Source organism: Blautia sp. MSJ-19 (assembly GCF_018918125.1).
Taxonomy (GTDB): domain Bacteria; phylum Bacillota; class Clostridia; order Lachnospirales; family Lachnospiraceae; genus Blautia_A.
In genome coordinates, this window is sequence record NZ_JAHLQA010000004.1 from 13,706 (window position 1) to 35,147 (window position 21,442).

Annotated in this window: 23 protein-coding genes and 1 tRNA gene; 3 read left to right on the forward strand and 21 right to left on the reverse strand. The window is 42.5% G+C overall.

The window, feature by feature from the left end; all coding sequences use genetic code 11:
• Positions 1 to 14: 14 nt before the first annotated feature.
• The 6 genes from KQI91_RS01650 to pyrF form a co-directional block, all read right to left on the reverse strand.
• The gene (locus tag KQI91_RS01650) at positions 15 to 167 is read right to left on the reverse strand and encodes a hypothetical protein (protein WP_005425210.1); all 153 of its coding nucleotides are present in this window, start codon (positions 165 to 167) and stop codon (positions 15 to 17) included.
• A gap of 49 nt (positions 168 to 216) precedes the next feature.
• Positions 217 to 897, reverse strand: a complete 681-nt coding sequence (gene pyrE / locus KQI91_RS01655; protein ID WP_216391146.1) for an orotate phosphoribosyltransferase — start codon at positions 895 to 897, stop codon at positions 217 to 219.
• A 159-nt stretch (positions 898 to 1,056) separates the two neighbouring features.
• Entirely contained in the window at positions 1,057 to 2,382 is a 1,326-nt protein-coding gene (locus KQI91_RS01660; RefSeq protein WP_216391262.1) for an MATE family efflux transporter, read from the reverse strand.
• 116 nt (positions 2,383 to 2,498) lie between these two features.
• Entirely contained in the window at positions 2,499 to 3,404 is a 906-nt protein-coding gene (locus KQI91_RS01665) for a dihydroorotate dehydrogenase (RefSeq protein ID WP_216391147.1), read from the reverse strand.
• A complete protein-coding gene (locus tag KQI91_RS01670) occupies positions 3,401 to 4,183 on the reverse strand; it encodes a dihydroorotate dehydrogenase electron transfer subunit (protein WP_216391148.1) in 783 nt (260 codons plus the stop codon). The genes KQI91_RS01665 and KQI91_RS01670 overlap by 4 nt, the downstream gene beginning before the upstream one ends.
• Positions 4,184 to 4,202: 19 nt before the next feature.
• Positions 4,203 to 5,129: an orotidine-5'-phosphate decarboxylase gene (gene pyrF, locus KQI91_RS01675; protein WP_216391149.1), complete on the reverse strand. Its 927-nt coding sequence runs from the start codon at positions 5,127 to 5,129 to the stop codon at positions 4,203 to 4,205.
• A 275-nt stretch (positions 5,130 to 5,404) separates the two neighbouring features.
• On the opposite strand from pyrF, the gene KQI91_RS01680 reads away from it, so the two are divergent.
• Positions 5,405 to 5,605, forward strand: a complete 201-nt coding sequence (locus tag KQI91_RS01680) for a cold-shock protein (RefSeq protein ID WP_005425201.1) — start codon at positions 5,405 to 5,407, stop codon at positions 5,603 to 5,605.
• Positions 5,606 to 5,705: 100 nt separating this feature from the next.
• Here the strand turns inward: KQI91_RS01680 and KQI91_RS01685 are convergent, their stop codons facing one another.
• Both KQI91_RS01685 and KQI91_RS01690 read right to left on the reverse strand, forming a co-directional pair.
• Positions 5,706 to 5,957: a hypothetical protein gene (locus KQI91_RS01685; protein WP_216391150.1), complete on the reverse strand. Its 252-nt coding sequence runs from the start codon at positions 5,955 to 5,957 to the stop codon at positions 5,706 to 5,708.
• A 73-nt stretch (positions 5,958 to 6,030) separates the two neighbouring features.
• Entirely contained in the window at positions 6,031 to 6,870 is an 840-nt protein-coding gene (locus tag KQI91_RS01690; protein ID WP_216391151.1) for a DegV family protein, read from the reverse strand.
• Between the two features lie 214 nt (positions 6,871 to 7,084).
• On the opposite strand from KQI91_RS01690, the gene KQI91_RS16370 reads away from it, so the two are divergent.
• Entirely contained in the window at positions 7,085 to 7,528 is a 444-nt protein-coding gene (locus KQI91_RS16370) for a DUF5721 family protein (protein WP_253288332.1), read from the forward strand.
• Here the strand turns inward: KQI91_RS16370 and KQI91_RS01695 are convergent.
• The 8 genes from KQI91_RS01695 to KQI91_RS01730 form a co-directional block, all read right to left on the reverse strand.
• Entirely contained in the window at positions 7,464 to 7,889 is a 426-nt protein-coding gene (locus KQI91_RS01695) for a sporulation initiation factor Spo0A C-terminal domain-containing protein (protein WP_253288319.1), read from the reverse strand. The genes KQI91_RS16370 and KQI91_RS01695 overlap by 65 nt on opposite strands.
• Before the next feature lie 270 nt (positions 7,890 to 8,159).
• On the reverse strand, positions 8,160 to 10,208 hold the full coding sequence (gene htpG, locus KQI91_RS01700; protein ID WP_216391152.1) for a molecular chaperone HtpG: 2,049 nt from the start codon (positions 10,206 to 10,208) through the stop codon (positions 8,160 to 8,162).
• A 133-nt stretch (positions 10,209 to 10,341) separates the two neighbouring features.
• Positions 10,342 to 12,960, reverse strand: coding sequence for a hypothetical protein (locus tag KQI91_RS16045; protein ID WP_253288320.1), 2,619 nt, complete (start codon positions 12,958 to 12,960; stop codon positions 10,342 to 10,344).
• A 254-nt stretch (positions 12,961 to 13,214) separates the two neighbouring features.
• Positions 13,215 to 13,472 carry a glyoxalase gene (locus KQI91_RS01710; RefSeq protein ID WP_216391153.1) on the reverse strand — a complete coding sequence of 86 codons (258 nt, stop codon included), beginning with the start codon at positions 13,470 to 13,472 and terminating at the stop codon, positions 13,215 to 13,217.
• Complete coding sequence (locus KQI91_RS01715; protein WP_216391154.1) at positions 13,472 to 14,278, reverse strand: HAD family hydrolase; 807 nt, start codon at positions 14,276 to 14,278, stop codon at positions 13,472 to 13,474. Before KQI91_RS01715 ends, KQI91_RS01710 begins: the two co-directional genes overlap by 1 nt.
• Entirely contained in the window at positions 14,271 to 14,936 is a 666-nt protein-coding gene (locus KQI91_RS01720; protein ID WP_216391155.1) for an HAD family hydrolase, read from the reverse strand. Before KQI91_RS01720 ends, KQI91_RS01715 begins: the two co-directional genes overlap by 8 nt.
• 4 nt (positions 14,937 to 14,940) lie before the next feature.
• Positions 14,941 to 15,531 (reverse strand): Maf family protein, encoded by a 591-nt coding sequence (locus KQI91_RS01725; RefSeq protein WP_216391156.1) that lies wholly within the window; start codon positions 15,529 to 15,531, stop codon positions 14,941 to 14,943.
• Between the two features lie 246 nt (positions 15,532 to 15,777).
• Positions 15,778 to 15,850, reverse strand: a tRNA-Thr gene (locus KQI91_RS01730).
• Between the two features lie 185 nt (positions 15,851 to 16,035).
• On the opposite strand from KQI91_RS01730, the gene KQI91_RS01735 reads away from it, so the two are divergent.
• A complete protein-coding gene (locus tag KQI91_RS01735; protein ID WP_216391157.1) occupies positions 16,036 to 17,700 on the forward strand; it encodes a glutamine--tRNA ligase/YqeY domain fusion protein in 1,665 nt (554 codons plus the stop codon).
• A gap of 137 nt (positions 17,701 to 17,837) precedes the next feature.
• Here KQI91_RS01735 and KQI91_RS01740 read toward each other — a convergent pair whose 3' ends face one another.
• The 5 genes from KQI91_RS01740 to cysS form a co-directional block, all read right to left on the reverse strand.
• Entirely contained in the window at positions 17,838 to 18,170 is a 333-nt protein-coding gene (locus tag KQI91_RS01740) for a hypothetical protein (protein ID WP_216391158.1), read from the reverse strand.
• 72 nt (positions 18,171 to 18,242) lie between these two features.
• Positions 18,243 to 18,842 (reverse strand): sigma-70 family RNA polymerase sigma factor, encoded by a 600-nt coding sequence (locus KQI91_RS01745; RefSeq protein WP_216391159.1) that lies wholly within the window; start codon positions 18,840 to 18,842, stop codon positions 18,243 to 18,245.
• Between the two features lie 12 nt (positions 18,843 to 18,854).
• On the reverse strand, positions 18,855 to 19,598 hold the full coding sequence (gene rlmB / locus KQI91_RS01750) for a 23S rRNA (guanosine(2251)-2'-O)-methyltransferase RlmB (protein WP_216391160.1): 744 nt from the start codon (positions 19,596 to 19,598) through the stop codon (positions 18,855 to 18,857).
• Positions 19,595 to 20,020 carry a Mini-ribonuclease 3 gene (locus KQI91_RS01755; RefSeq protein ID WP_216391161.1) on the reverse strand — a complete coding sequence of 142 codons (426 nt, stop codon included), beginning with the start codon at positions 20,018 to 20,020 and terminating at the stop codon, positions 19,595 to 19,597. Before KQI91_RS01755 ends, rlmB begins: the two co-directional genes overlap by 4 nt.
• Positions 20,005 to 21,414, reverse strand: coding sequence for a cysteine--tRNA ligase (gene cysS / locus KQI91_RS01760; protein WP_216391162.1), 1,410 nt, complete (start codon positions 21,412 to 21,414; stop codon positions 20,005 to 20,007). The genes KQI91_RS01755 and cysS overlap by 16 nt, the downstream gene beginning before the upstream one ends.
• Positions 21,415 to 21,442: the final 28 nt, after the last annotated feature.

The following is a 21,442-nucleotide window of genomic DNA, read 5'->3' on the forward strand; positions in this document are numbered from 1 at the left end:
TCCCCTGCCCGGTATCAGATCAGAATGTCTGATTTTCTTTTTAACAGTCTGCTTCCACTGACGATCATCAATACGCCTGCTGCCACACCTGTCACTAATGTGATGATTCCAACTGCAATGCTGCAAGCACCGGTTCTGCTCATCGTTTTATAAATCTTTTCGTTCATGGCATCTCCTCCTTATTCAGATTGCCCTGCGTCGTCTGCGGACAACATATTATTTTGCCCCGTACTGGCTGTAATATGCGTCGATTGCCTTTTTTAATTCGTCATCAATGATGATCTGCCCCTTATATTCTTTATTGTAAAGATGCTCGATCACTTCTGCCATCGTAACGATCGCATTTGTCTCAAATCCGTAAAGATCATGAACCTCATCCAGTGCGCACTTAACTCCGCCTTTTCCAACTTCCATACGGTCAAGAGAAACCATCAGTCCAACGATTTCTACATTGGCAGCACCTCTTACTTTCGGTACAGTCTCTTCCATGGATTTACCAGAAGTTGTCACGTCCTCGATCATAACTACACGATCGCCATCTTTCAGTTTGCTTCCCAGGAAACTTCCTTTATCTGCGCCATGATCCTTTTCTTCTTTACGGTCAGAGCAATAACGGATTTCTTTACCATACAGTTCACTAAATGCAATTGCAGTTACAACGCTGAGCGGAATCCCCTTATATGCAGGTCCAAACAGCACATCAAAATCCTCACCATATTTGTCATGGATTGCTTTTGCATAATACTCACCAAGCTTCTTTAACTGGGATCCTGTCACATATCCGCCTGCATTCATAAAGAACGGAGATTTTCTTCCGCTTTTCAGCGTAAATTCTCCAAATTTCAGCACCTGACTGTCTACCATAAATTCAATAAATTCCTGTTTATACTGTTCCATTTTATACTGGACCTCCTGTCTGCACGGCTTTTCGCCTGTTTTCTCTCTAGCTCTGTTCAGATCTGCTTTTGCATATCTCCTTTATACTAACATAAAAAAGCCAACTATTCAATCCTGTTGCCTTTGCATTTCAGGATTATAGCCGGCTTTTGTTATATTTTATACTGCTGTTTTCATATGTTTCCTCATAATGTAATAATAATATGGGATCAACGGGATCAGTGCCGCGATCCATGCCATTGGATCTGCAAGACACACACCTGCAAAACTTGTTTTTCCCGCAACCAGCACAACGATCAGGGTTCTGGCTACCAGTTCAAAGACGCCACCGAGCATTGGAACCAGTCCATATCCCATTCCCTGCAGTGCATTTCGGAACACAAAGATCGTACACAAAAAAGGATATGCCCAGAATACAGTGTGGAAATATGTCACCGATACACCTATCACATCCGTCTGAGAAGGATTGATAAACAGATACGTGAAATATTTTCCACCAAAATACACCAGTGCCATCTCGATCACACTCCATACCAAAAGCATGATCCAGGAATATTTTACTCCCTGTTTTACACGATCCATACGGCCTGCTCCACGGTTTTGGCCCACATAAGTGGCAATCGTTGCACCCATAGAAACAGCCACCATACCGATCACGTTCTGAATTTTTCCTGCTGCCGAAAATCCGGCCATATATGTAGCTCCATAAATATTTACTGCACTCTGTACAATGATCGTTCCAATCGCAGTGATAGAAAACTGGAGTCCCATCGGAATACCAAGAATCAGCAGCTTACCCATACTTCCTTTACGTATTTCAAAATTTTTCTTTTCCAGATGAAGGATCGGGTATTTCTTTTGAATATAAATCAGGCAGCACACGGCCGAAACCGCCTGTGCGATCACTGTCGCATATGCACAGCCTTCTACTCCCATTCCAACAAACCGGATCAGAACAATATCCAGGACCACATTGATTCCTGCCGAAATGATAAGAAAATACAATGGAGATTTTGAATCACCCAGTGCACGAAGAAATGCCGCAAGTGTATTGTAGGCTGCAGTAACAAGCAGACCTGCATAAATGATTCCCATATAACCTGCCACATCTCCCATAAGGTCAGCCGGCGAATTCATCAGACGCAGAATCGGCACATTGAATACCAGAAATCCAACCGTCATAAACGCCGCAAAGCCAAACATCAGATATACAGACATCGCCACAAAATGTCTCATGTCATCATATTTTTTTGCACCGAACATCTGGGCTACAATGATTGCAAAGCCACTGCTCAGGCCATTCAGCCAGCCAGTGACAAAAAACATCAGTGAACCGGTGCTTCCGATTGCCGCCAGCGCATCCACACCAATAAACTGTCCCGCCACAATGGAATCCACAATATTATAAAACTGCTGAAAAATATTTCCCAAAAACATTGGAATCATAAACTGAATGATCAGTCTGACCGGATTTCCAACAGTCATATCATTTGTTTTCTGTTTACTCAAATTATTTCCTTTCCCGATACAAGACAGCAGAAAGAGTCTCTCCAGGCTCCTGCTGCTGTCTTGCTTGTATTACTATACTGTTTTTCAGATAATTACTTCACAACACCAATCAATTGATTGATGTCTTCCACATTTTGCTGTTCCATAAATCTTTCGATTCCCTCTGCAATCTCAACAGTTGCATATGGATTGAAAAAGTTTGCTGTTCCTACAGATACAGCCGTTGCGCCTGCCATGATAAATTCCAGTGCATCCTCTGCTGTTGCAATCCCTCCCATACCAATGATCGGAAGTCCAACTGCCTGTGCAACCTGATAAACCATCCGTACTGCTACTGGTTTGACTGCCGGACCGGACATGCCGCCGGTTTTGTTTGCCAGTGCAAAGGTTTTTCGATAAATATCAATTTTCATTCCTGTAAGTGTATTGATCAGAGAAAGAATATCTGCCCCACCAGCCTCTGCTGCTTTTGCCATCTCAGTAATATCCGTTACATTCGGACTAAGTTTCATAATAATCGGCTGTTTTGCATATTTTTTTACTTCTTTTGTAATCGCTTCAAGCGCCTGGGGATTCTGTCCAAATGCAATCCCGCCTTCTTTTACATTCGGGCAAGATACATTGATTTCCAGCAGATCAACCGGCTCATCTGCCAGTCTTTCTACCACCTCGCAATAATCCTCTGTACTTTTCCCACATACATTTACAATGATCTTCGTATCGTATTGTTTCAAAAATGGAATATCTCTTTTACAGAAGAGATCGATTCCCGGATTCTGCAGACCGATCGCATTCAGCATTCCACTCGCAGTCTCAGTCACTCTCGGTGTCGGATTCCCTGGCCATGGCACGTTTGCCACACCTTTTGTCACCACACCACCGAGTTTATTCAGGTCTACAAACTCACTGTATTCTGCTCCGGACCCAAATGTACCGGAAGCCGTCATAACAGGATTTTTTAATTCAACTCCAGCAAGAGTTACTTTTGTATTGCTCATAACTCCACCTCCGTGCTCAGAAATACAGGACCATCTTTGCAGATACGCTTGTTATGTACCTGAGAATGTGCATCGATTTCCCTGGATTTGCACACACATGCAAGACAGGCACCAATTCCACATGCCATTCTCTCTTCCATGGAAATCCAGCATGTAATATTTTTTTCTTCGGCATATTCTTTTAATGCACGAAGCATCGGTGTCGGACCACATGCAAAAATCACATCTGCTTCAAGTCCGTTTTCCTTAATCGCATTCAATACATTTCCTTTTGTTCCTGCACTTCCATCTTCGGTCGCCACATAAACATCTGCATATTTTTCAAATTCGTCATTCAGAAACAGCTCATCTCTGTATCCAAGCACAGCTGTTTTCTGTGCGTTTAATTGTTTTGCAGTTTCCAGCATCGGTGGAATTCCAATTCCTCCGCCAATCAAAAAAACTTTTTTGCCCTGTGCTTCTTCCAACGGGAAACCATTTCCAAGCGGTCCCAGTGTTTCTACAGTTTCTCCCGGCTGTAATCTGGAAAAACCTTCTGTTCCCGTATGTTTACCTGTCACACGATATACCAGACGGATCCTGCTCTTTTCTCTGTCTATCTCACAGATACTGATTGGTCTTGGAAGCAGTTTACTGCCATCTCCGGTATATAAAGAGAGAAACTGTCCCGGCCGTGCATACTGTGCCATCTGATCTGTCTGCAGCCAGAGGCTGTAAATATCCCTGCCGATTTCTGCCTGGCTGATGACTGTTAAAGTTTCTTTAGTTTTTGTACTCATCTGTCTCCTCCTGCCCTCATCAGCGGTTTTTCAGAGCTCCACTGATGTCTTCGATCATAACTTCTACTGCTTTACGAGATGCATCTGCATAATTCAGTTCACCAAATTCTGCATATGATTCCTGTTTGTAAGCTGCAATGATTCCACGAGAAGAATTTACAATTGCTCCTAATCCGTCTTCATTGAAGAAATGGACCAGATCCGCACCTTTTCCGCCCTGTGCGCCATATCCCGGAACAAGGATAAATGTTTTTGGCATCAGCTTACGAAGTACCTTACCCATTTCCGGATAAGTTGCTCCAACAACAGCACCTACATAACTGTATTCACTGCCCATATGGTCCTCACCCCATTCAGCGACTTTTTCTCCAACCCACTCATACAGCGGACGTCCGTCAATCAGACGGTCCTGAAATTCTCCACTGGAAGGATTCGAAGTCTTGACCAGAACAAACAGACCTTTGTTCTCTTCTTTGCATACTTCAATAAATGGTTTGATACTGTCTGATCCCATATATGGATTCAGAGTGGCAAAATCTTCATCAAATCCTGCATATTTTTTGGATCCTACCTGCACATGTCCCAGGTGTCCTGTTGCATAAGCTGCAGAAGTTGAGCCAATATCACCACGTTTGATATCACCAATCACTACCAGACCTTTGGATTTGCAATAATCTATCGTTCTCTTGTATGCCTGCAGTCCAGGAAGCCCAAACTGTTCATACATTGCGATCTGTGGTTTTACAGCCGGAATCAGATCATAAGTTGCATCCACGATTCCCTTATTGAACTGCCAGATTGCTTCTGCCGCACCTTCCAGAGTTTCTCCGAATTCAGCAAATGCTTTTTCCTGGATATGCTTTGGGATATAATTCAGCATAGGGTCCAGTCCCACAACGATCGGTGCATTGGTTTTACGAATGTTTTCAATAAGCTTGTTAATCATAACTGCTTCCTCCTGGAGTTTATATTATTTTAATAATTATCTATACATTATCACCAATATCATACACGAAATGGACGATTTAATAAAGTGTTTTTTACATATTAACCTTGACATTTTATAAGCCGGGGGCTATAATTCAGTCATAGACGAATAGAACTTTAATATAAAATCACTAGTTTTTAGAGATTATATATTACCTACGATGTAGTCTCTAAAATCTGGTGATTTTTTTCGTCAGATGGACATTAACTTTTTATTTTTATGGAGGTAACATCATGAACAAGGGAACTGTAAAATGGTTCAACGCAGAAAAAGGCTATGGCTTTATCACAGGAGAGGATGGCGCTGACGTATTCGTTCATTTTTCTGCAATCAATGGTGAAGGATTCAAATCACTGGATGAAGGACAGGCCGTAACTTATGATTTAACAGAAGGCGCTCGCGGAATGCAGGCAGCTAATGTTACAAAATTATAATCCACTCTGATACTTCAAGGTTTTTAAACCTTTCATAACCATTAAATAAAAAACCCCGGATCAACCGGGGTTTTTTATTATTTCATCTTTTCTCATTCTTTTACTGTGCATCAGAAGAAAGTCCGGAAACATAATCATCAATTGCAGATGTATCCATGACTGTCTCTGTAACAACAGATTCCTGTTTTGCTTCTACCTTCGCATATGCAGAATATCCAATCCAGCCTACCATTGCCACACAGATGGCAACCCATGCCAGAATCTCCAGTCTGTCAATCAGTTTTTCTTTTCTGGATGCTTTGGAGCGTCCTGCCTTGCCTGCCTTATAGCTGTCTACTTTTTTCTGACTCATTCTGAGAATCTCCTTTGTTGTATAAGCTCAATTTCTAAACAGTATACCACATTCTTTCCCAAAAGGGAAGGGCTTATACAGCTACGATCACGCCGCCATCGTTCGCATACATGCTGCTGACGCCAGCGGTCTCCAGAATCACCACGCTCTTCATCGGCATTCTTTCTTCCAGTGCATTTTTGAGAAGGACTGCTCTCTCCCTGCAATTGCAATGTGAGATTGCAAGAACTTTGTTTTCACTGTCTTTTGTCTTTTCTACAATATTCTGTGCCATCTTTACAAGAGCTTTATTCATACCTCTTGCCTGATCCAGCTGGCAGATTGCCCCTTCATCTGTAGAGCCCATAACCGGCTTGATCTTGAGTGCACTGGCCACAAGAGCTTTTACCTTGCTGAGTCTGCCATTTTTGCGAAGGGTTTCAAGATTGTCCAGGACAAAAAATGTATGTTGATCGGCAATATACGCCTCCACTGTTTCAATTACTTTCTCAAACGTATAACCGGCTTCTTCACATTCCTGAATTTTCATTGCAATAAGAGACTGTCCTACAGAAGCGGATTTTGAATTAAACACATAAATCTTTTTGTCAGGTCTTTCTTCCTGAAGAAGACTTTTTCCAAGAACTGCACTGTTATAAGAACCGCTCAGTTCTGCAGAAAGAGTCACCGCATATACATGCTCTGCCTCACAGTCAAATGCTCGCATATAACGTTCCGGAGACGGGCAGGCCGACTTCGGACACTCCGGGCATTCTGCAACTTTTTTCAGAAAAGATGCCTGATCAAAAGTTTCATCATCTATAATATTCTCACCACCCACACTCAGAGTCAGTGCAACAGACTCAAAATGAGGATCCTGTTTCCATTCATCCAATAATTCTCCGCAACTATCTATGACAATTTTATAGCTCAATTATATCGTCCTCTTTTCCATAATATGTAGTATCGAATACCACATCTATATTAACATATCACTACATATTTGAAAAGTCTTTTTCGAAAAACTCTATTCTTTTTTTTGATTCTGTTTTATAATGGGAGCTATATTGAATTATAGGAGTACAAAAATGCTTGCACTTAAAATCAACGATGTAAAAAAGTTCATGAATCAGCTCTTGATCGGAAATATGTTCGATTCTTTTTCTCTCGTCGAAGCCTCCATCACAACCTTCAGCCACTTTACCATTGACGGAACGCTTCAAAAAGATTTCTTTGACACAGAAACTGCCCAGAATCTGAACTTTCCAGCTTCTCCTTACTGCTCATGGAAAGAACTGAAACCCTACTGTTTTTCTATCATTCGCGGCAAACTGCCTCCAATTCAGTTCAAGTTTGTTTTTCAGTTATCTTTGCAGCAATATTCCGCAATTTTTACAGATTCCTCTTATATTATTTCTAATGATCAAATTCGCGGATTAAACTTAAACATTCAGTACAAAAATCACGAACTGCTATGTACTACCGGTATTTCAACGGATTCCTTCGTCTTTGATAAAAAGCCTGAGATCATATGGGATTCTGCAGTTCCGGAATACTTAAGACTCCATCAGCTGGATTTTGACATGCTGTAAGATTCTGGCTGTTTTCCTGTCTGGCAGCATCACTGTCCAGCTCTGTCTGTATCAGATAATAAGCCAGCATATCTACAAATTCACTGTTTGTAGGTCTGTATCGAAGTGGATATCCTGCAATCCGGTCCATACTTTCTTTATTCGCAGTCCAGCAGACATTAATCACAGTACGGATATCATGTTCGATATTCACTGGTGTTGATTTAAATTTTTTGGCAAGATACGGATAAATATCTTTTGTGATCTTGATAGGATAATCCTGGAGTTCCATTGACATCATTACCGCTTCAGCAACGTAATAATATCCCTTATACTTTGAGGTCATTCCAAGCTGTCTGATTAAACGATACACTTTTCTCATGTGCTCTCCTCCGCTTTACTCTTTTGTCAGTATTATACGACAAATTTTTCACATTTTTCTTTTTCCTACCAAACTCGTGGTTCTTCGAAAAAAAACGACATTCAGAGAGTCACATTTCCTGTTTTTCTTTCTTTTTTCATAACATTACCATACTATTTCAGCATATAGATTTTTTTACTTCTTGTCAACAATATACGCAAAAATCCCGAACATTCTCCATTTCTTTGAAGAATATTCGGGATTCTTTTTATTTTTTGTATATACTATATATTATTTGGTCAGAAGCATCAATATTTCATTACTTCTCTGCACAAATTTGGTCATCTCATCCGGTGATAACTGTTTATGGCTCAGCATCGCAAGATCATACAACTGCTGGCAGATCACTGCTGCATGTTCTGATTCCTGATTGCCTGCCAGATATTTCACAAGCGGATGACTCACATTCAATACCAGTGTCTCCTGTCCTCCGAACATACCCGGATCCATGCCATACATATTATACATTTTCATCATGTCCTGCATACGACGGCTTTCTTCTGAAAGTGTCATCATTGCTGCTACAGATTCATTCTTGAGATTTTCTACTTTTACTTCCAGCTTTTCCATGTTCAGGTTCTTACGGAAAAGATCAGTCAGAGTCTTCGCTGTTTCTTCATCAGCAGCTCCCTCACCCTTCAGTTCTTCTGTTACATCCGCGTCAATTCTCTTAAACTGAATCGTCTGGTCTTTCTGTTCCAGATGAGAAATGAAAGTAGTATCAATGTTATGTGAAAGAATCACTGCATTTTTTCCAGCTTCACGGAACATATTGATATACTGGCTCTGCTGTACAGCATCTGTCACATAGAAGATGGTTGTCTTTTCAGGCTCTTTTGTTTCTCCATTGTCTTTGTTTTCTGTTTCTTCTGCTGTCTTCTCTGTTGTATCTTCTTTTTTATTCTGCTCAATACAGTCTTTTAAGGTCAGATATTTGTTATCAATATCTTTGAACAGAATATAATCATGCAATTTCTCTGCGAATTTGCTGTCTTTGATGCAGCCAAACTTGATGAACGGACTGATATCATCCCAGTATTTTTCATAAGATTCGCGATCAGTCTTACACATACCAGTCAGTTTATCTGCAACTTTCTTGGAAATATATTCAGAAATCTTCTGAACAAATCCATCATTCTGCAGTGCACTTCTTGAAACATTCAGCGGCAGATCCGGACAATCGATCACACCTTTGAGAAGCAGCAGGAATTCTGGAATTACCTCTTTGATGTTATCTGCGATAAACACCTGATTATTGTACAACTTAATGGTTCCTTCAATAGAATCATATTCTGTATTGATTTTTGGGAAATACAGAATACCTTTGAGATTGAACGGATAATCCATATTCAGATGAATCCAGAACAGCGGCTCTTTGTAATCCATAAAGACTTTACGGTAAAATTCTTTATAATCTTCATCGCTGCATTCGTTCGGATGTTTCATCCAGAGCGGATTCGGATCACTTAAAGACACCGGACGTTTGTTGATCTTCACTTTATCTCTGGCAGGAGAAACTTCTACAACTTCTTTTTCTCCGTTTTCATTTTCTTTTTCCTCTGTTTTTGCATCCTCATGAATATGTTCTACAACAACATCATCATCCCTGAGTTCAGACTCATCGATCGTTTCATATTCCTGTTCTGCATTTGCCCTGGAAAGATAAATGTTTACCGGCATGAAAGAACAATATTTTTCGATAACTTCACGCATACGGTATTCATTGCAGAACTCCAGGCTCTCGTCATTCAGGAACAAGGTGATCTCTGTTCCGACTGTTGTTCTGTCTCCATCCTGCATATCATATTCTGTACCGCCATCACAGGTCCAATGTACCGGTGTTGCACCCTCTTTGAAGGAAAGTGTATCAATATGCACTTCATCTGCAACCATAAATGCAGAATAGAATCCCAGACCAAAATGTCCGATCATCTGATCATCTGTTGTTTTGTCCTTGTATTTTTCAAGGAATTCCGTCGCACCGGAAAATGCAATCTGTGTAATATATTCTTCTACTTCCTCTGCAATCATACCGATACCGTTATCGATAAACTTCAGCGTCTTGGCATCAGAATCTACAACAACCTGAACAGCTGGTTTATAATCATCCGGGAAAGAATATTCCCCCATTACTTCCAGTTTCTTTAATTTTGTAATAGCATCACATCCATTGGATACCAGCTCTCGAACAAAAATATCATGGTCAGAATACAGCCATTTCTTTATGATAGGAAAAATGTTTTCACTGTTAATTGATAAATTTCCGTGCTTTTCAGCCATATTATCTACACTCCTTTGATTCTTTTTTCGCTTTTCTATATACTAATACCCTTTTTTCCAAAAGTCAAGAAAAAATTAGCACTCAACCAAATTGAGTGCTAACAAAACATTTTATATCGTTTTTTCTTTGTTCTTACTTTTTATTTTTCTTTTTATAAACAACCACACCAGCAATTGCCCCTGCCGCAACAATGAGGATGCATATAAATGGAAGAATCGGTGTATTATCACCTGTCTTAACTGCGGTTCTGTTGGCAGCTGGTGTCAGGTTTGTTCCAGGTGCTGTGACTTTTGCTTCTGTTACTGAAAACGCAACCTGTCTGGTATCTGTTTTTCCGGTATCCTTCCATGCTGCTCCCTGATACTGTTGCTGCCTGAAAGTAATTTCCAGTGTATAGTTTCCAGTCTTTGCCAACCCAAAAGTTGCTGTATACGGCGCCGCATTCCATACATTTGTATTAATCACTTTCCAGCTCTGCGGGACATAGCGCGTATCCCCTTTTCTCGGAGAAGCATTATCCATCCCAGCCCCAACTGCAGTAAACGAAATCTTGGACTGCGTTGTATATGTTCCATTTGCATCAATGCCTGTGATTTTATTGTTTTCTGCAGATGCGATTTTAGCCTCATAAGCTTTGACGCTGACTTCAACACTGGCAGAAAGTCCGATCTTATTATCATTGTCTACACCTGACGGCAGTGTCACCGTTCCGGTTACTGTAAATTTCTGTGCATCTGTACTGGACGGATCATAGGAACAGTCTTTGACATTCCAGGAAACAGAAGCCTTCATGTTTCCACCGGTCGTCTCAATCACAACAGTAGACGGAAGTTTCAGTGCAGAAGCTTCCTTTTTCGTTCCATTCGCCAGTCCGCTCACTGCTGACGGCTGCTGGATCTTTGTCAGAGATGCCGTTCCCTTTATGACCTGGAATTTCAGAGGTACAGAAACCGCAGAAGTCACGTTCATACTGGCTGAGTAGGAACCAACTGCCAACCCCGTTGTCGGTCGTACATAAAATACAACGCTTTCCTCCGGTGCCAGAGTAAGCTTTGAAGCATCTTCTGTCCAGATCTCAAAATTCTCAACTGCTGGTAATGTCAGTGTTTCCGCTATATTCCCCTTATTTGTGACCGTAATCTGTTTTGCTGTGATCTCCGCATATCCTTCTTTTGCACTTGCAAAGTCGCAGACTGTATCAGATGTGATCAGATTATGCTGTACTTCATCCACTGTAACAAATGCTGTAATCACGTTGGTCTTTCCAGTACTGCTATCTGTAATTGTAAAAGTTTCCTCATAAGTTCCCTGTGTCAGACTGTCTTTGGGACGAATCACAAAATCTGCTGTTTTTCCAGCTTCAATGGTCTGCGCCTGCCATGTAATGTCAAAATCCTGTCCTCCGACTTCTCCTGCACTGCTGACTGCCTCTGACATTTCTGCAGCAGCACTGCCCTCATTCGTTAATGTAATGGTCTTTGCATCAGGGACAGTCTGCCCTTCAACAAATTCGAATTCCGCCGATGAAGTATCCGGTGTTACATTACTTGTTCCAGGATTTTCTGGAACTTCAGGATTCTCCGGTGTCTCTGGTGTTTCCGGTGTTTCCGGATTGTCAGGTGTCTCTGCATTCTGTATTGTCATTTTGGCTTTGAAAGAAACTTTTGCACCTTCATTACTTTCATATGTGATCGTATCTTCATAGGATTTTGCTTCTCTTCCTTCCATGACACGCGGAGCAACCGCCAAAGTAATCTCCTGTCCTGGTTCCAGCGAATAAATATCATTCACCACAAAATTCTCCGGACTGATCTCCGGGAAAGTCAGTGTATTCTCACTGTTATTTTTTACAGTCACATACTGTGCTTCAACATTTTCTTCCTGTCCTGCAATTACAGTACCAAAATCCAACGTATCAGAATTGCCATCTCCGACCGTAATCGTAAGAGCAGGCGTCTCTGCCGGAGTTTCTGTCCCATCTGTACTCTGACCATCTCCGTTTTCTGTTGCAGAATCTGTGTTCTGAGACTCCTCATCTGTCGTCTGTCCGTATGTGCCGTCTTCGGTTGCTTCTGGAATTCCATCTACTGATTCAGCTCCGGCCGGTTCTGTTGTTTCCTGTGTCTCATCCGCAGTTGCAGCCGGTATGCCATCCACTTCTTCTGTACCTGCTTCGGAAGTATCTTCCTGTTCTTCACTTCCTGGTTCACCGGACGGTTGTAACTCTTCTGAAAGATTCTCTTCGCTTTCCTGCACAGTTTCTGCTGTTTCCTGTGTTTCTTCTGTCTGTGCACTGTCTCCGTTCTGTGACACTTCCACTGACGGAGTCTGTGTTTCCTCCGACGTCTGCGTCTCAGTCACTTCTCCAGTAATTGCTGTCAGACTTCCGGAAAATCCATTTTCTTCTTTTCCGGTGATAGTCAGAACAATTTTTGCGCCAACATCCTCTGTTGTAACTGTATAAGTTTTTTCTTTGCCAAGTTCTTTGAGTTCCGGCTTTTTGCCTGCCTTTTCCGCAGCCTCATCGTCTGCAGTCTTTCGCGACCACAGGTATGTTACATTTTCCTCTGTCAGGCCTTCTGGTTTGACCTCTTTGAAATCTGCACTCAGAGTCTTTCCATTTTCTGCATTTCCCTTAATTTTCAGTTTTCCGTCCAATGCAGTAGTTTCTGCTGCAAAAACAGTGTACGGAATCATGGATAATGCCAGAAGTACCGACATTATAACCGCAAGAATCCTTTCTTTCCGCATAACTCATCCTCCTTTTCAGGTCTGTTCTGTCTCCTGTGTATGTTCCAGTAGAAGCAATTCCTGATTTACTTTTTCTTATAGTATTCTTATACCCCGTCTCCTGTTAGAAATTATATCATGCATCTCCCAATAAATGTAATTTGTATTTTACGTTCCTGGCTCATCTCTGTTTACTATAAAACGAAAAAATATCCCCATCCGCAGATTCCTCGGACAGGGATATTCCTTTCAGCTCGCCAGATTCAAAGCAGTACTTACCCTTCTACGATCAGATAACCACCGGAAGGCAATGGAAATACCTCACATGCCTCTTTTAACTCTTCATCAGACATTCCGCTGACATCCGCTCCGGCTTCATCCAGATATTCTCTCACTTCTTTGATGTTCCTTACCTCGACAGCCATACAGTCTTCCAGAAATTCTTCCGCTTCTTCCAAAGTCTCCGCTACCGGTTCATCATAAAGTCTGCCCTGATTTTTCAGGAATGATTCTATACATTCTTTGCTGTACATTATTTTATTACCTCCTCTATTTTTCCTTTTGCTCTGATCAGTTTTCGAAGAACTGTCTGTACAGATTCTGTTTCATATGAAGCCGCTTTTTTTACTCCTTCTTTTGCATGTGCCATCGCAAAACTGTAAGGTACTGATTTCAGCATGGCGATATCGTTATATTCATCTCCAAATACAACACATTCTTCTTTAGATATTCCCAGAAGCTTCTGATAGACATCAACTCCCTTTGCCTTATTTGTCTCAAAAGGAATAAAATCCACCCATGCATTCCCAGAAGTAACTACCGTACAACGATCACCGAATCGCTCCTTCCAGTAACGGATTGTTTCATCCTGAAGACCATTACTCTCATAAACAGCCATTTTCATACACGGCTCTCTCATTTCATCAAAGCTGTTTATTTCCCTGCAGTTGTTTTTGACCACATTATTCATCAGATCCCTGAAATGTTCTGTCTTCGGTCTGAGATAGTAAAAATCTTTTGTCGAACAGGTGAACTCTGCTCCGTCTCTCGCATAAATACTCTCTGCAATCTCACGAACAAGCTTCGGATCAAAACTATCCTGATACAGAATTTTTTCGTTATAGACAGCCAGCCCGCCATTTTCACTTATAAAAGCAATATCATTCACTACCGGTGAGAAAAGCTTTTTCATATTTGCATACTGTCTTCCGCTTGCCGCCACAAAAAGAATTCCAAGTTCCTTTAACTCTCGGATAAGCGGAAAAATGTCCTCTGGAAGGCTCTGTGCCCCCTTCAGAAGCAGCGTACCATCCAGATCACTTGCAACCAGCTTAATCATCTTTCCATTCCTCGCATATCTGTAATAAATCCTGTGGTCTTTGTGCAATCACATCTGCCCCGCTGCTTTCCAGTTCCTGTCTGTCCCGAAATCCCCACAGAACGCCGACCGTATGCATTCCTGCTGCCTTCCCGGTTTCCATGTCTGTTCTGGTATCTCCTACATACATGCATTCCTGCGGTGTTACTCCAAATTCTTCAGCTGCTTTTAGTGGACCGTCCGGCGCAGGTTTGCGGCGAACAGCATCACTCTGTCCGATCACAAGGTCAAAATATCCTTCAAACATCTGCCTGATCACTTTAACCGCCGCCACATGCGGCTTATTTGAACACACAGCCAACTTCATACCCTGCTTTTTTAATTCTTCCAGTGTTTCCAGGATTCCATCATAAGGAACCACCTTATATAATGGATCCTCATCAAATTTTTTTCTGTAAAGATTCCGACACTGTTCATAATTCAACAGTTCCGGATCACCGGCATCCTTAAGGCATCTGCGTATCAGCATATCAGCCCCCTCACCACTGTAATATTTGAAATTTTCAGTCGGCTGCGGCTGCAGGTTCATTTTTTCCAAAATCTCATTGGCTACATATGCCATGGATTCCAGTGTATTTGCCAGTGTTCCATCCAGATCAAAAATACATGCTTTTATCATTTGTTTATCCTCTTAACTCAATTCCATGTTGCTTCATTTCATAAAAGAGTCTGCCAACCGGAAGACCGACAACATTGGTATATTCCCCTCGAATTTCTCTGACATAAACCCCAAAGCTGCCCTGGATACCATAGCTTCCCGCTTTATCCATCGGCTCTCCGCTTCTGATATATGCTTGAAGTTCCTCATCGGACACTGGATAGAATGTAACGTCTGTACATTCTGAAAAAGAAATATCTTGCCATTTTTCCTGTTTTCTGATCAAAACAGTGACTCCGGTATAAACCTGATGGGTATTTCCCTGCAGCATTTTAAGGGTCTCGAACGCATGCGACTCATCTGTCGGTTTTCCTAAAATCTTATTTTTATATGCAACGATCGTATCAGCCCCGATTACAATGCTTCCCTCTTCCAGTTTGAATTTTGCCGCAACTTCCATCGCCTTCTGCCTAGACAGTTCCTGTACGATTTCCTCCGGCTTATCTGATGTAATCTTCTCTTCTCCGTCTGCCGCACAGATTTGAAAAATAACCCCGGCAGCCGCCAAAAGTTCTCTACGTCTTGGTGATGCCGAAGCAAGCACAATTTTTTTCATAGAAATGTCCCTTTTCTTTATTTACTGTTTCGTAAACATACTCAGTTTACTTCTGTACCAGTATACTCTGTCCCGTCATATCACGCAACTGCCAAACATAAAAAAGCCCAGAAATATCTTCTGCGCCTTTTTTATATTCTATATTTTAATCATATCTGCATTCAACCGCGACAATCTGATTGCTACTTTGATTACTTTTGATATCTCCAAAGTCCCCAAACCCTTGAAAAACAAGCAAAAAAAGAGAGCTGCTGACGGGAATCGAACCCGTGACCTCCGCCTTACCAAGGCGACGCTCTACCGACTGAGCCACAGCAGCACTTCTCATGAGCCGACATTTCTGTCGCTCACAGTTGATAATATTAACAGAAAAACCGTGTACTGTCAACAGGTAATTTTAATTTTTTTTGCATTTATTTTCCGATATTTTTTCATGGAAATCTTTTAAATTCAACACTTTTATGATATGATTAACCTTTAAAGAAACATTCAGGAGGGAAAGAGATGGAAAACGAAACCGTTTCTAAAAATTTTATTGAAAACATCATTGATAAAGACCTGGCGGAAGGTGTTTATGATACCGTGCATACCCGCTTCCCACCGGAGCCTAATGGATACCTCCATATCGGACATGCCAAATCCATTCTTTTGAATTACGGACTTGCTCAGGAATACAACGGCAAGTTTAATATGCGTTTTGATGATACCAATCCTACAAAGGAAAAAAGCGAATTTGTAGAATCTATTAAAGCTGATATCAAATGGCTTGGTGCCGACTGGGAGGACAGACTTTTCTTCGCTTCCGACTATTTCGGTCAGATGTATGAAGCAGCTATCAAACTGATCAAAAAAGGCAAAGCTTACGTCTGCGACCTGACTGCTGATGAAATCCGTCAGTATCGTGGAACTCTGACAGAACCTGGTAAAGAAAGCCCGTACCGTAATCGTTCTGTCGAAGAAAACCTGCAGCTTTTTGAAGAAATGAAGGAAGGCAAGTATGCCGATGGAGAAAAAGTTCTCCGTGCCAAAATTGACATGGCATCCCCTAACATGAATATGCGTGACCCGGTCATCTATCGTGTTGCTCACATGACACATCACAGAACCGGAGATACCTGGTGCATCTATCCGATGTATGATTTTGCACATCCGATCGAAGATGCGATCGAGGGAATCACTCACTCCATCTGTACCCTCGAATTCGAGGATCATCGTCCGCTTTATGACTGGGTTGTTCGTGAACTGGAATACCCGCAGCCGCCAAAGCAGATTGAATTTGCCAAACTGTACCTGACCAATGTCGTAACAGGAAAACGCTACATTAAGAAACTGGTAGAAGACGGAATCGTAGACGGCTGGGATGACCCGCGTCTTGTTTCTATCGCAGCACTTCGAAGAAGAGGTTTCACACCGGAATCCATCAAGATGTTCGTAGATCTCTGCGGTGTCTCCAAAGCAAACAGCTCCGTAGACTATGCAATGCTTGAGTACTGCATCCGTGAAGATCTCAAATTAAAACGTCCACGTATGATGGCTGTCATGGATCCGATCAAACTCGTGATCGACAACTATCCGGAAGGACAGGTGGAATATCTGGAAGCTCCGAACAACATGGAAAACGAGGCTCTCGGAACACGTAAGATTCCATTCAGCGGAGAATTATATATCGAACGTGATGATTTCATGATCGACCCGCCACGTAAATACAAGCGACTTTTCATTGGCACAGAAGTACGTCTGATGAATGCTTATTTCGTAACCTGTACAGGATACGAAGCAGATGATGACGGTACTGTACGTGTTGTACATTGCACTTATGATCCGGCAACAAAAGGCGGCAACGCTCCGGATGGCCGTAAAGTTAAGGGAACTATTCACTGGGTAGAAGCTACCAACGCAAAAGAAGCAACTGTACGTCTTTATGAAAACATCGTAGACGAAGAAAAAGGTGTATACAATAAAGAAGACGGATCCCTGAACGTAAATCCGAACTCTCTTACTACTGTTACTGCGTATGTTGAGCCTGCTCTTATGGAAGCCAAAGGCTATGACAGTTTCCAGTTCGTAAGAAACGGATTCTACTGTGCTGACATCCATGACTCCAAAGAGGGTGCTCCGGTATTTAACCGTATCGTATCTCTGAAGAGTTCTTTCCGCCTTCCTAAATAAACAGAACTTTCGGGAGAAGCAGATTGCAAAGATCTGCTTCTCTTTTTTGTAAAAATGCAAAAAAAACAAGACTGTTGTCTTATAAATGCCAGGCATTTCTATCACAACAGTCTTGTTTATTCTCTTGCGCAAATAGATTATTCTTCTGTCTCTTCGCTTTCTTTTTCTTCTGTTTCTTCCTTGATTGCTTCTTCAACTGCCTGCTCGGCATCTGCTGTCTCAGCAGTTTCCTCCACAGCCTTTTCTACAGCTTCTTCTGCCTCTTCCCAGGAAGCAAAATCTTCTGCCGCTTCTTTCTTTTCTTCTTTCTCAGATGGCTCCTCTTCAGTCTCATCCTCGAAATCGTCTTCAAAATCATCAAAGTCATCTAATGGATCTTTTTTGAATGCAAGTGCCGCGATTGCACCTGCCGCTGCAGCCGCAACTGCTCCAACTGCTACAAATCCCCAATATTTATTGATTTTTGCCATAACCACACTTCTCCTTTCATATTACAGAAGATTAACTCTCTGATATTCAGCTATAATATAATCATTATTTTACTACTTTTGCTCAGAAAAAGGAAGGGGAAAGTTTCTGATTTTACTCCTGATACGCTGCAGCGCATTATCAATGGATTTCGGTGTTTTTCCCATAATCTTGGCAATCTTCACATATCCATATCCTCTGAGATAATAGTCCAGAACTTTATTTTCCATCGGACTTAAGACCTTCGTAATCTCCTGTTCCAGCGTCCGCGTACTCTCCTGATCAATAATGATCGTTTCCGGATCATCCGCCCAGGAACCTTCCAGATGATCCGACTCATTTTCTTCGCTCAGTGAAACATAAGTATTCAATGGCTGATGTTTCTGTCTGTTGGAATTCTGAACCGCACTGTATAGCTGGCGGTCAATACAAAGTCCTGCAAATGTTCGGAATGCAGCATCCTTATCTGTCTGATAATTCTGAATCGCCTTAAAAAGACCGATCATGCCTTCCTGTATCAGATCATCCGTCTCGCCTCCGATCAGAAACATCGCTCTTGCCTTTTTACGGACAAATTCTTTATATTTTTCCATCAGATAATCGGAAATATCCGTTTCTCCCTGTCGCAGTCTGAAAATCAATTCTTCGTCGCTGTACTGATCGTAACGGCTCATTTTGTTTCCCCTTTATTTAGAGCTTTTCACCAGTCTCTGTCTTACAATCTCATAGGCAAGTACACCTGCTGCCACAGAAGCATTCAGTGAATCAATATCACCTTTCATCGGTATGGAAGCTGTAAAGTCACATGCTTCTTTTACCAGACGGCTGACGCCTTCGCCTTCATTTCCGATCACCAGGCCCATTGGTCCTGTCAGATCCAAATCATACATATTCTCTCCGCCCATATCAGCACAGACAAACCAGATTCCCTTTTCTTTCAGTTCCTCGATCGTCCTCACAAGATTTGTCACTTTTGCTACCGGTGTATAATTAATTGCACCCGCAGAAGTCTTTGCCACCGTAGATGTCAGCCCGACAGCCCTGCGCTTCGGAATGATAACACCATGTGCACCTGCCAGGTTCGCTGTACGGATGATCGCACCAAGATTATGAGGATCCTCTACATTATCCAGAAGAATCAGAAACGGCGGCTCGCCTTTCTCCTCTGCCTTTGCGAGAATGTCTTCTACGGTGCTGTATTCATAAGCCGCAACCTGCGCGATCACGCCCTGATGTGCATGTGTCTCGCTGAGCTGGTCCAGTCTTTCTTTGGATACATAATTGATGATCGTGTCTTTTTTGCGTGCCTCTCTTGCAATTGTACGTACCGGGCCGTCCTGGCAGCCATCCAGAATAAAGAGCTTGTCCACGCACTTGCCGGAGCGAAAAGCCTCCAGCACCGCATTGCGGCCTTCTATCTGTTCACTCATAATCTGTCCTCTCCGATTCCCATACGGACGAGTTCAAGCATCCTCTGGTAATCTCCTTTTAAATATAAATATCCCATCAGAGCCTCAAATCCTGTCGCCCGCCTGTAATCTGCCATCGTCGCATGCTTTGCCATAGTCGGTGAATGTGCGTTGCGGCCTCTGCGGTAGATATTATGTTCTTCCTCGGTCAGTTTCTCCTCGATCACTTCCATGATGGCTGACTGAGAAGCTGCCTTTACCAGACTGCTTGCTTTTTTGTGAAGCTGGTTGACCGGACAGTTGCCCTTCCTGACAAGGACTGTACGGATGATCAGCTCATAGATTCCATCTCCGATATACGCCAGAGTCAGCGGAGAATAACTCCGCAGATCCTGGTTTTCAAGATGAAACAGCTCATCAAGCTGCATCAAATTCGTTTCCATTTTACGCCCTCACGAGTATCTTTCAGTTCGATGCCTTTTTCAAGAAGCAGTCCACGGATCTCATCTGCTCTTGCGAAATCTTTTGCCTTTCTTGCCGCCTGACGTTCTGCGATCAGGTTTTCGATCTCTTCGTCAAGGATTTCTTCCTTCTTCTCAAGGATCAGTCCGAGAACATCGCAGAGTTTTGTCATAACTTCCAGGGTGTGTGCTGCAAATTCTGCTGAGCTTCCTTCCTGTACATTTGTGTTGGCAAATTTGACAAGTTCAAAGATTGCTGCCAGTGCATCAGCTGTGTTGAAATCATCATCCATAGCTTCCTCGAACTTGGTCACAAATGCAGCTTCTTCCTGCATCAGTTTCTTCTCATCTTCTGTTGCTTCCTGTACAGCCGCTGCTGCCTTGCGGTCGCGAAGTCTTGCTGCTGCCTCTGTGATTCTCTCAAGTGCGTTCTTGGAGGATTCCATCAGATCCGCGCTGAAGTTGAGCGGGCTTCTGTAATGTGCGTTCAGCATGAAGAAACGAAGCACCTGCAGATCATACTGTTCACTGATCTCACGGACAGTACGGAAGTTTCCAAGAGACTTGGACATCTTGCGGTTGTCGATGTTCAGGAATGCATTGTGCATCCAGTATTTTGCAAAAGGAACTCCATTGCAGCATTCACTCTGTGCGATCTCATTCTCATGGTGAGGGAACACAAGGTCCTCGCCGCCGGCATGGATATCGATCTCCTCTCCAAGGTATTTCTTGGACATAACGGAGCACTCAATATGCCAGCCCGGTCTTCCGTCACACCATGGAGATATCCAGTATGGCTCTCCTTCTTTCTTCGGTTTCCAGAGTACGAAATCCAGCGGATCTTCCTTCTGATCCTCACCGGATACCTGCAGGGAACGGAATCCTGACTGCAGATCATCGAGGTTCTTATGAGAAAGCTTACCGTATTCCTTGAATTTCTTTACACGGAAGTATACAGTTCCATCAGCAACCGGATATGCATAACCTTTGTCGATCAGTGTCTGGATCATATTGATCATTCCGTCGATCTCCTGTGTTGCAAGCGGATGTGTGGTAGCCGGTTTTACGTTCATGCCTGCCATATCCTTCTTGCACTCTGCGATATAACGCTGGGAAACTTCCTCTGCGCTCACGCCTTCCTCGATTGCTTTCTTGATGATCTTGTCATCTACGTCTGTGAAGTTGGATACATAGTTTACTTCGTATCCTTTGTACTCCAGATAACGGCGTACAGTATCAAAAATGATCATCGGTCTTGCATTTCCGATATGGATCAGGTTGTATACAGTCGGTCCGCATACATACATGCGTACCTTGCCCTCTTCCAGCGGTACAAATTCTTCTTTTCTTCGTGACATTGTATTAAAAAGTTTCATGTCTCTTTCCTCCGATATTATTTTGTAA

Bases quoted from the DNA above. Each gene is read 5' to 3' on its own strand.
- KQI91_RS01650 (WP_005425210.1), bottom strand. From the start codon at position 167: ATGAACGAAAAGATTTATAAAACGATGAGCAGAACCGGTGCTTGCAGC.
- pyrE (WP_216391146.1), bottom strand. From the start codon at position 897: ATGGAACAGTATAAACAGGAATTTATTGAATTTATGGTAGACAGTCAG.
- KQI91_RS01660 (WP_216391262.1), bottom strand. From the start codon at position 2,382: ATGACTGTTGGAAATCCGGTCAGACTGATCATTCAGTTTATGATTCCA.
- KQI91_RS01665 (WP_216391147.1), bottom strand. From the start codon at position 3,404: ATGAGCAATACAAAAGTAACTCTTGCTGGAGTTGAATTAAAAAATCCT.
- KQI91_RS01670 (WP_216391148.1), bottom strand. From the start codon at position 4,183: ATGAGTACAAAAACTAAAGAAACTTTAACAGTCATCAGCCAGGCAGAA.
- pyrF (WP_216391149.1), bottom strand. From the start codon at position 5,129: ATGATTAACAAGCTTATTGAAAACATTCGTAAAACCAATGCACCGATC.
- KQI91_RS01680 (WP_005425201.1), top strand. From the start codon at position 5,405: ATGAACAAGGGAACTGTAAAATGGTTCAACGCAGAAAAAGGCTATGGC.
- KQI91_RS01685 (WP_216391150.1), bottom strand. From the start codon at position 5,957: ATGAGTCAGAAAAAAGTAGACAGCTATAAGGCAGGCAAGGCAGGACGC.
- KQI91_RS16370 (WP_253288332.1), top strand. From the start codon at position 7,085: ATGTTCGATTCTTTTTCTCTCGTCGAAGCCTCCATCACAACCTTCAGC.
- KQI91_RS01695 (WP_253288319.1), bottom strand. From the start codon at position 7,889: ATGAGAAAAGTGTATCGTTTAATCAGACAGCTTGGAATGACCTCAAAG.
- htpG (WP_216391152.1), bottom strand. From the start codon at position 10,208: ATGGCTGAAAAGCACGGAAATTTATCAATTAACAGTGAAAACATTTTT.
- KQI91_RS16045 (WP_253288320.1), bottom strand. From the start codon at position 12,960: ATGCGGAAAGAAAGGATTCTTGCGGTTATAATGTCGGTACTTCTGGCA.
- KQI91_RS01710 (WP_216391153.1), bottom strand. From the start codon at position 13,472: ATGTACAGCAAAGAATGTATAGAATCATTCCTGAAAAATCAGGGCAGA.
- KQI91_RS01715 (WP_216391154.1), bottom strand. From the start codon at position 14,278: ATGATTAAGCTGGTTGCAAGTGATCTGGATGGTACGCTGCTTCTGAAG.
- KQI91_RS01720 (WP_216391155.1), bottom strand. From the start codon at position 14,936: ATGATAAAAGCATGTATTTTTGATCTGGATGGAACACTGGCAAATACA.
- KQI91_RS01725 (WP_216391156.1), bottom strand. From the start codon at position 15,531: ATGAAAAAAATTGTGCTTGCTTCGGCATCACCAAGACGTAGAGAACTT.
- KQI91_RS01735 (WP_216391157.1), top strand. From the start codon at position 16,036: ATGGAAAACGAAACCGTTTCTAAAAATTTTATTGAAAACATCATTGAT.
- KQI91_RS01740 (WP_216391158.1), bottom strand. From the start codon at position 18,170: ATGGCAAAAATCAATAAATATTGGGGATTTGTAGCAGTTGGAGCAGTT.
- KQI91_RS01745 (WP_216391159.1), bottom strand. From the start codon at position 18,842: ATGAGCCGTTACGATCAGTACAGCGACGAAGAATTGATTTTCAGACTG.
- rlmB (WP_216391160.1), bottom strand. From the start codon at position 19,598: ATGAGTGAACAGATAGAAGGCCGCAATGCGGTGCTGGAGGCTTTTCGC.
- KQI91_RS01755 (WP_216391161.1), bottom strand. From the start codon at position 20,020: ATGGAAACGAATTTGATGCAGCTTGATGAGCTGTTTCATCTTGAAAAC.
- cysS (WP_216391162.1), bottom strand. From the start codon at position 21,414: ATGAAACTTTTTAATACAATGTCACGAAGAAAAGAAGAATTTGTACCG.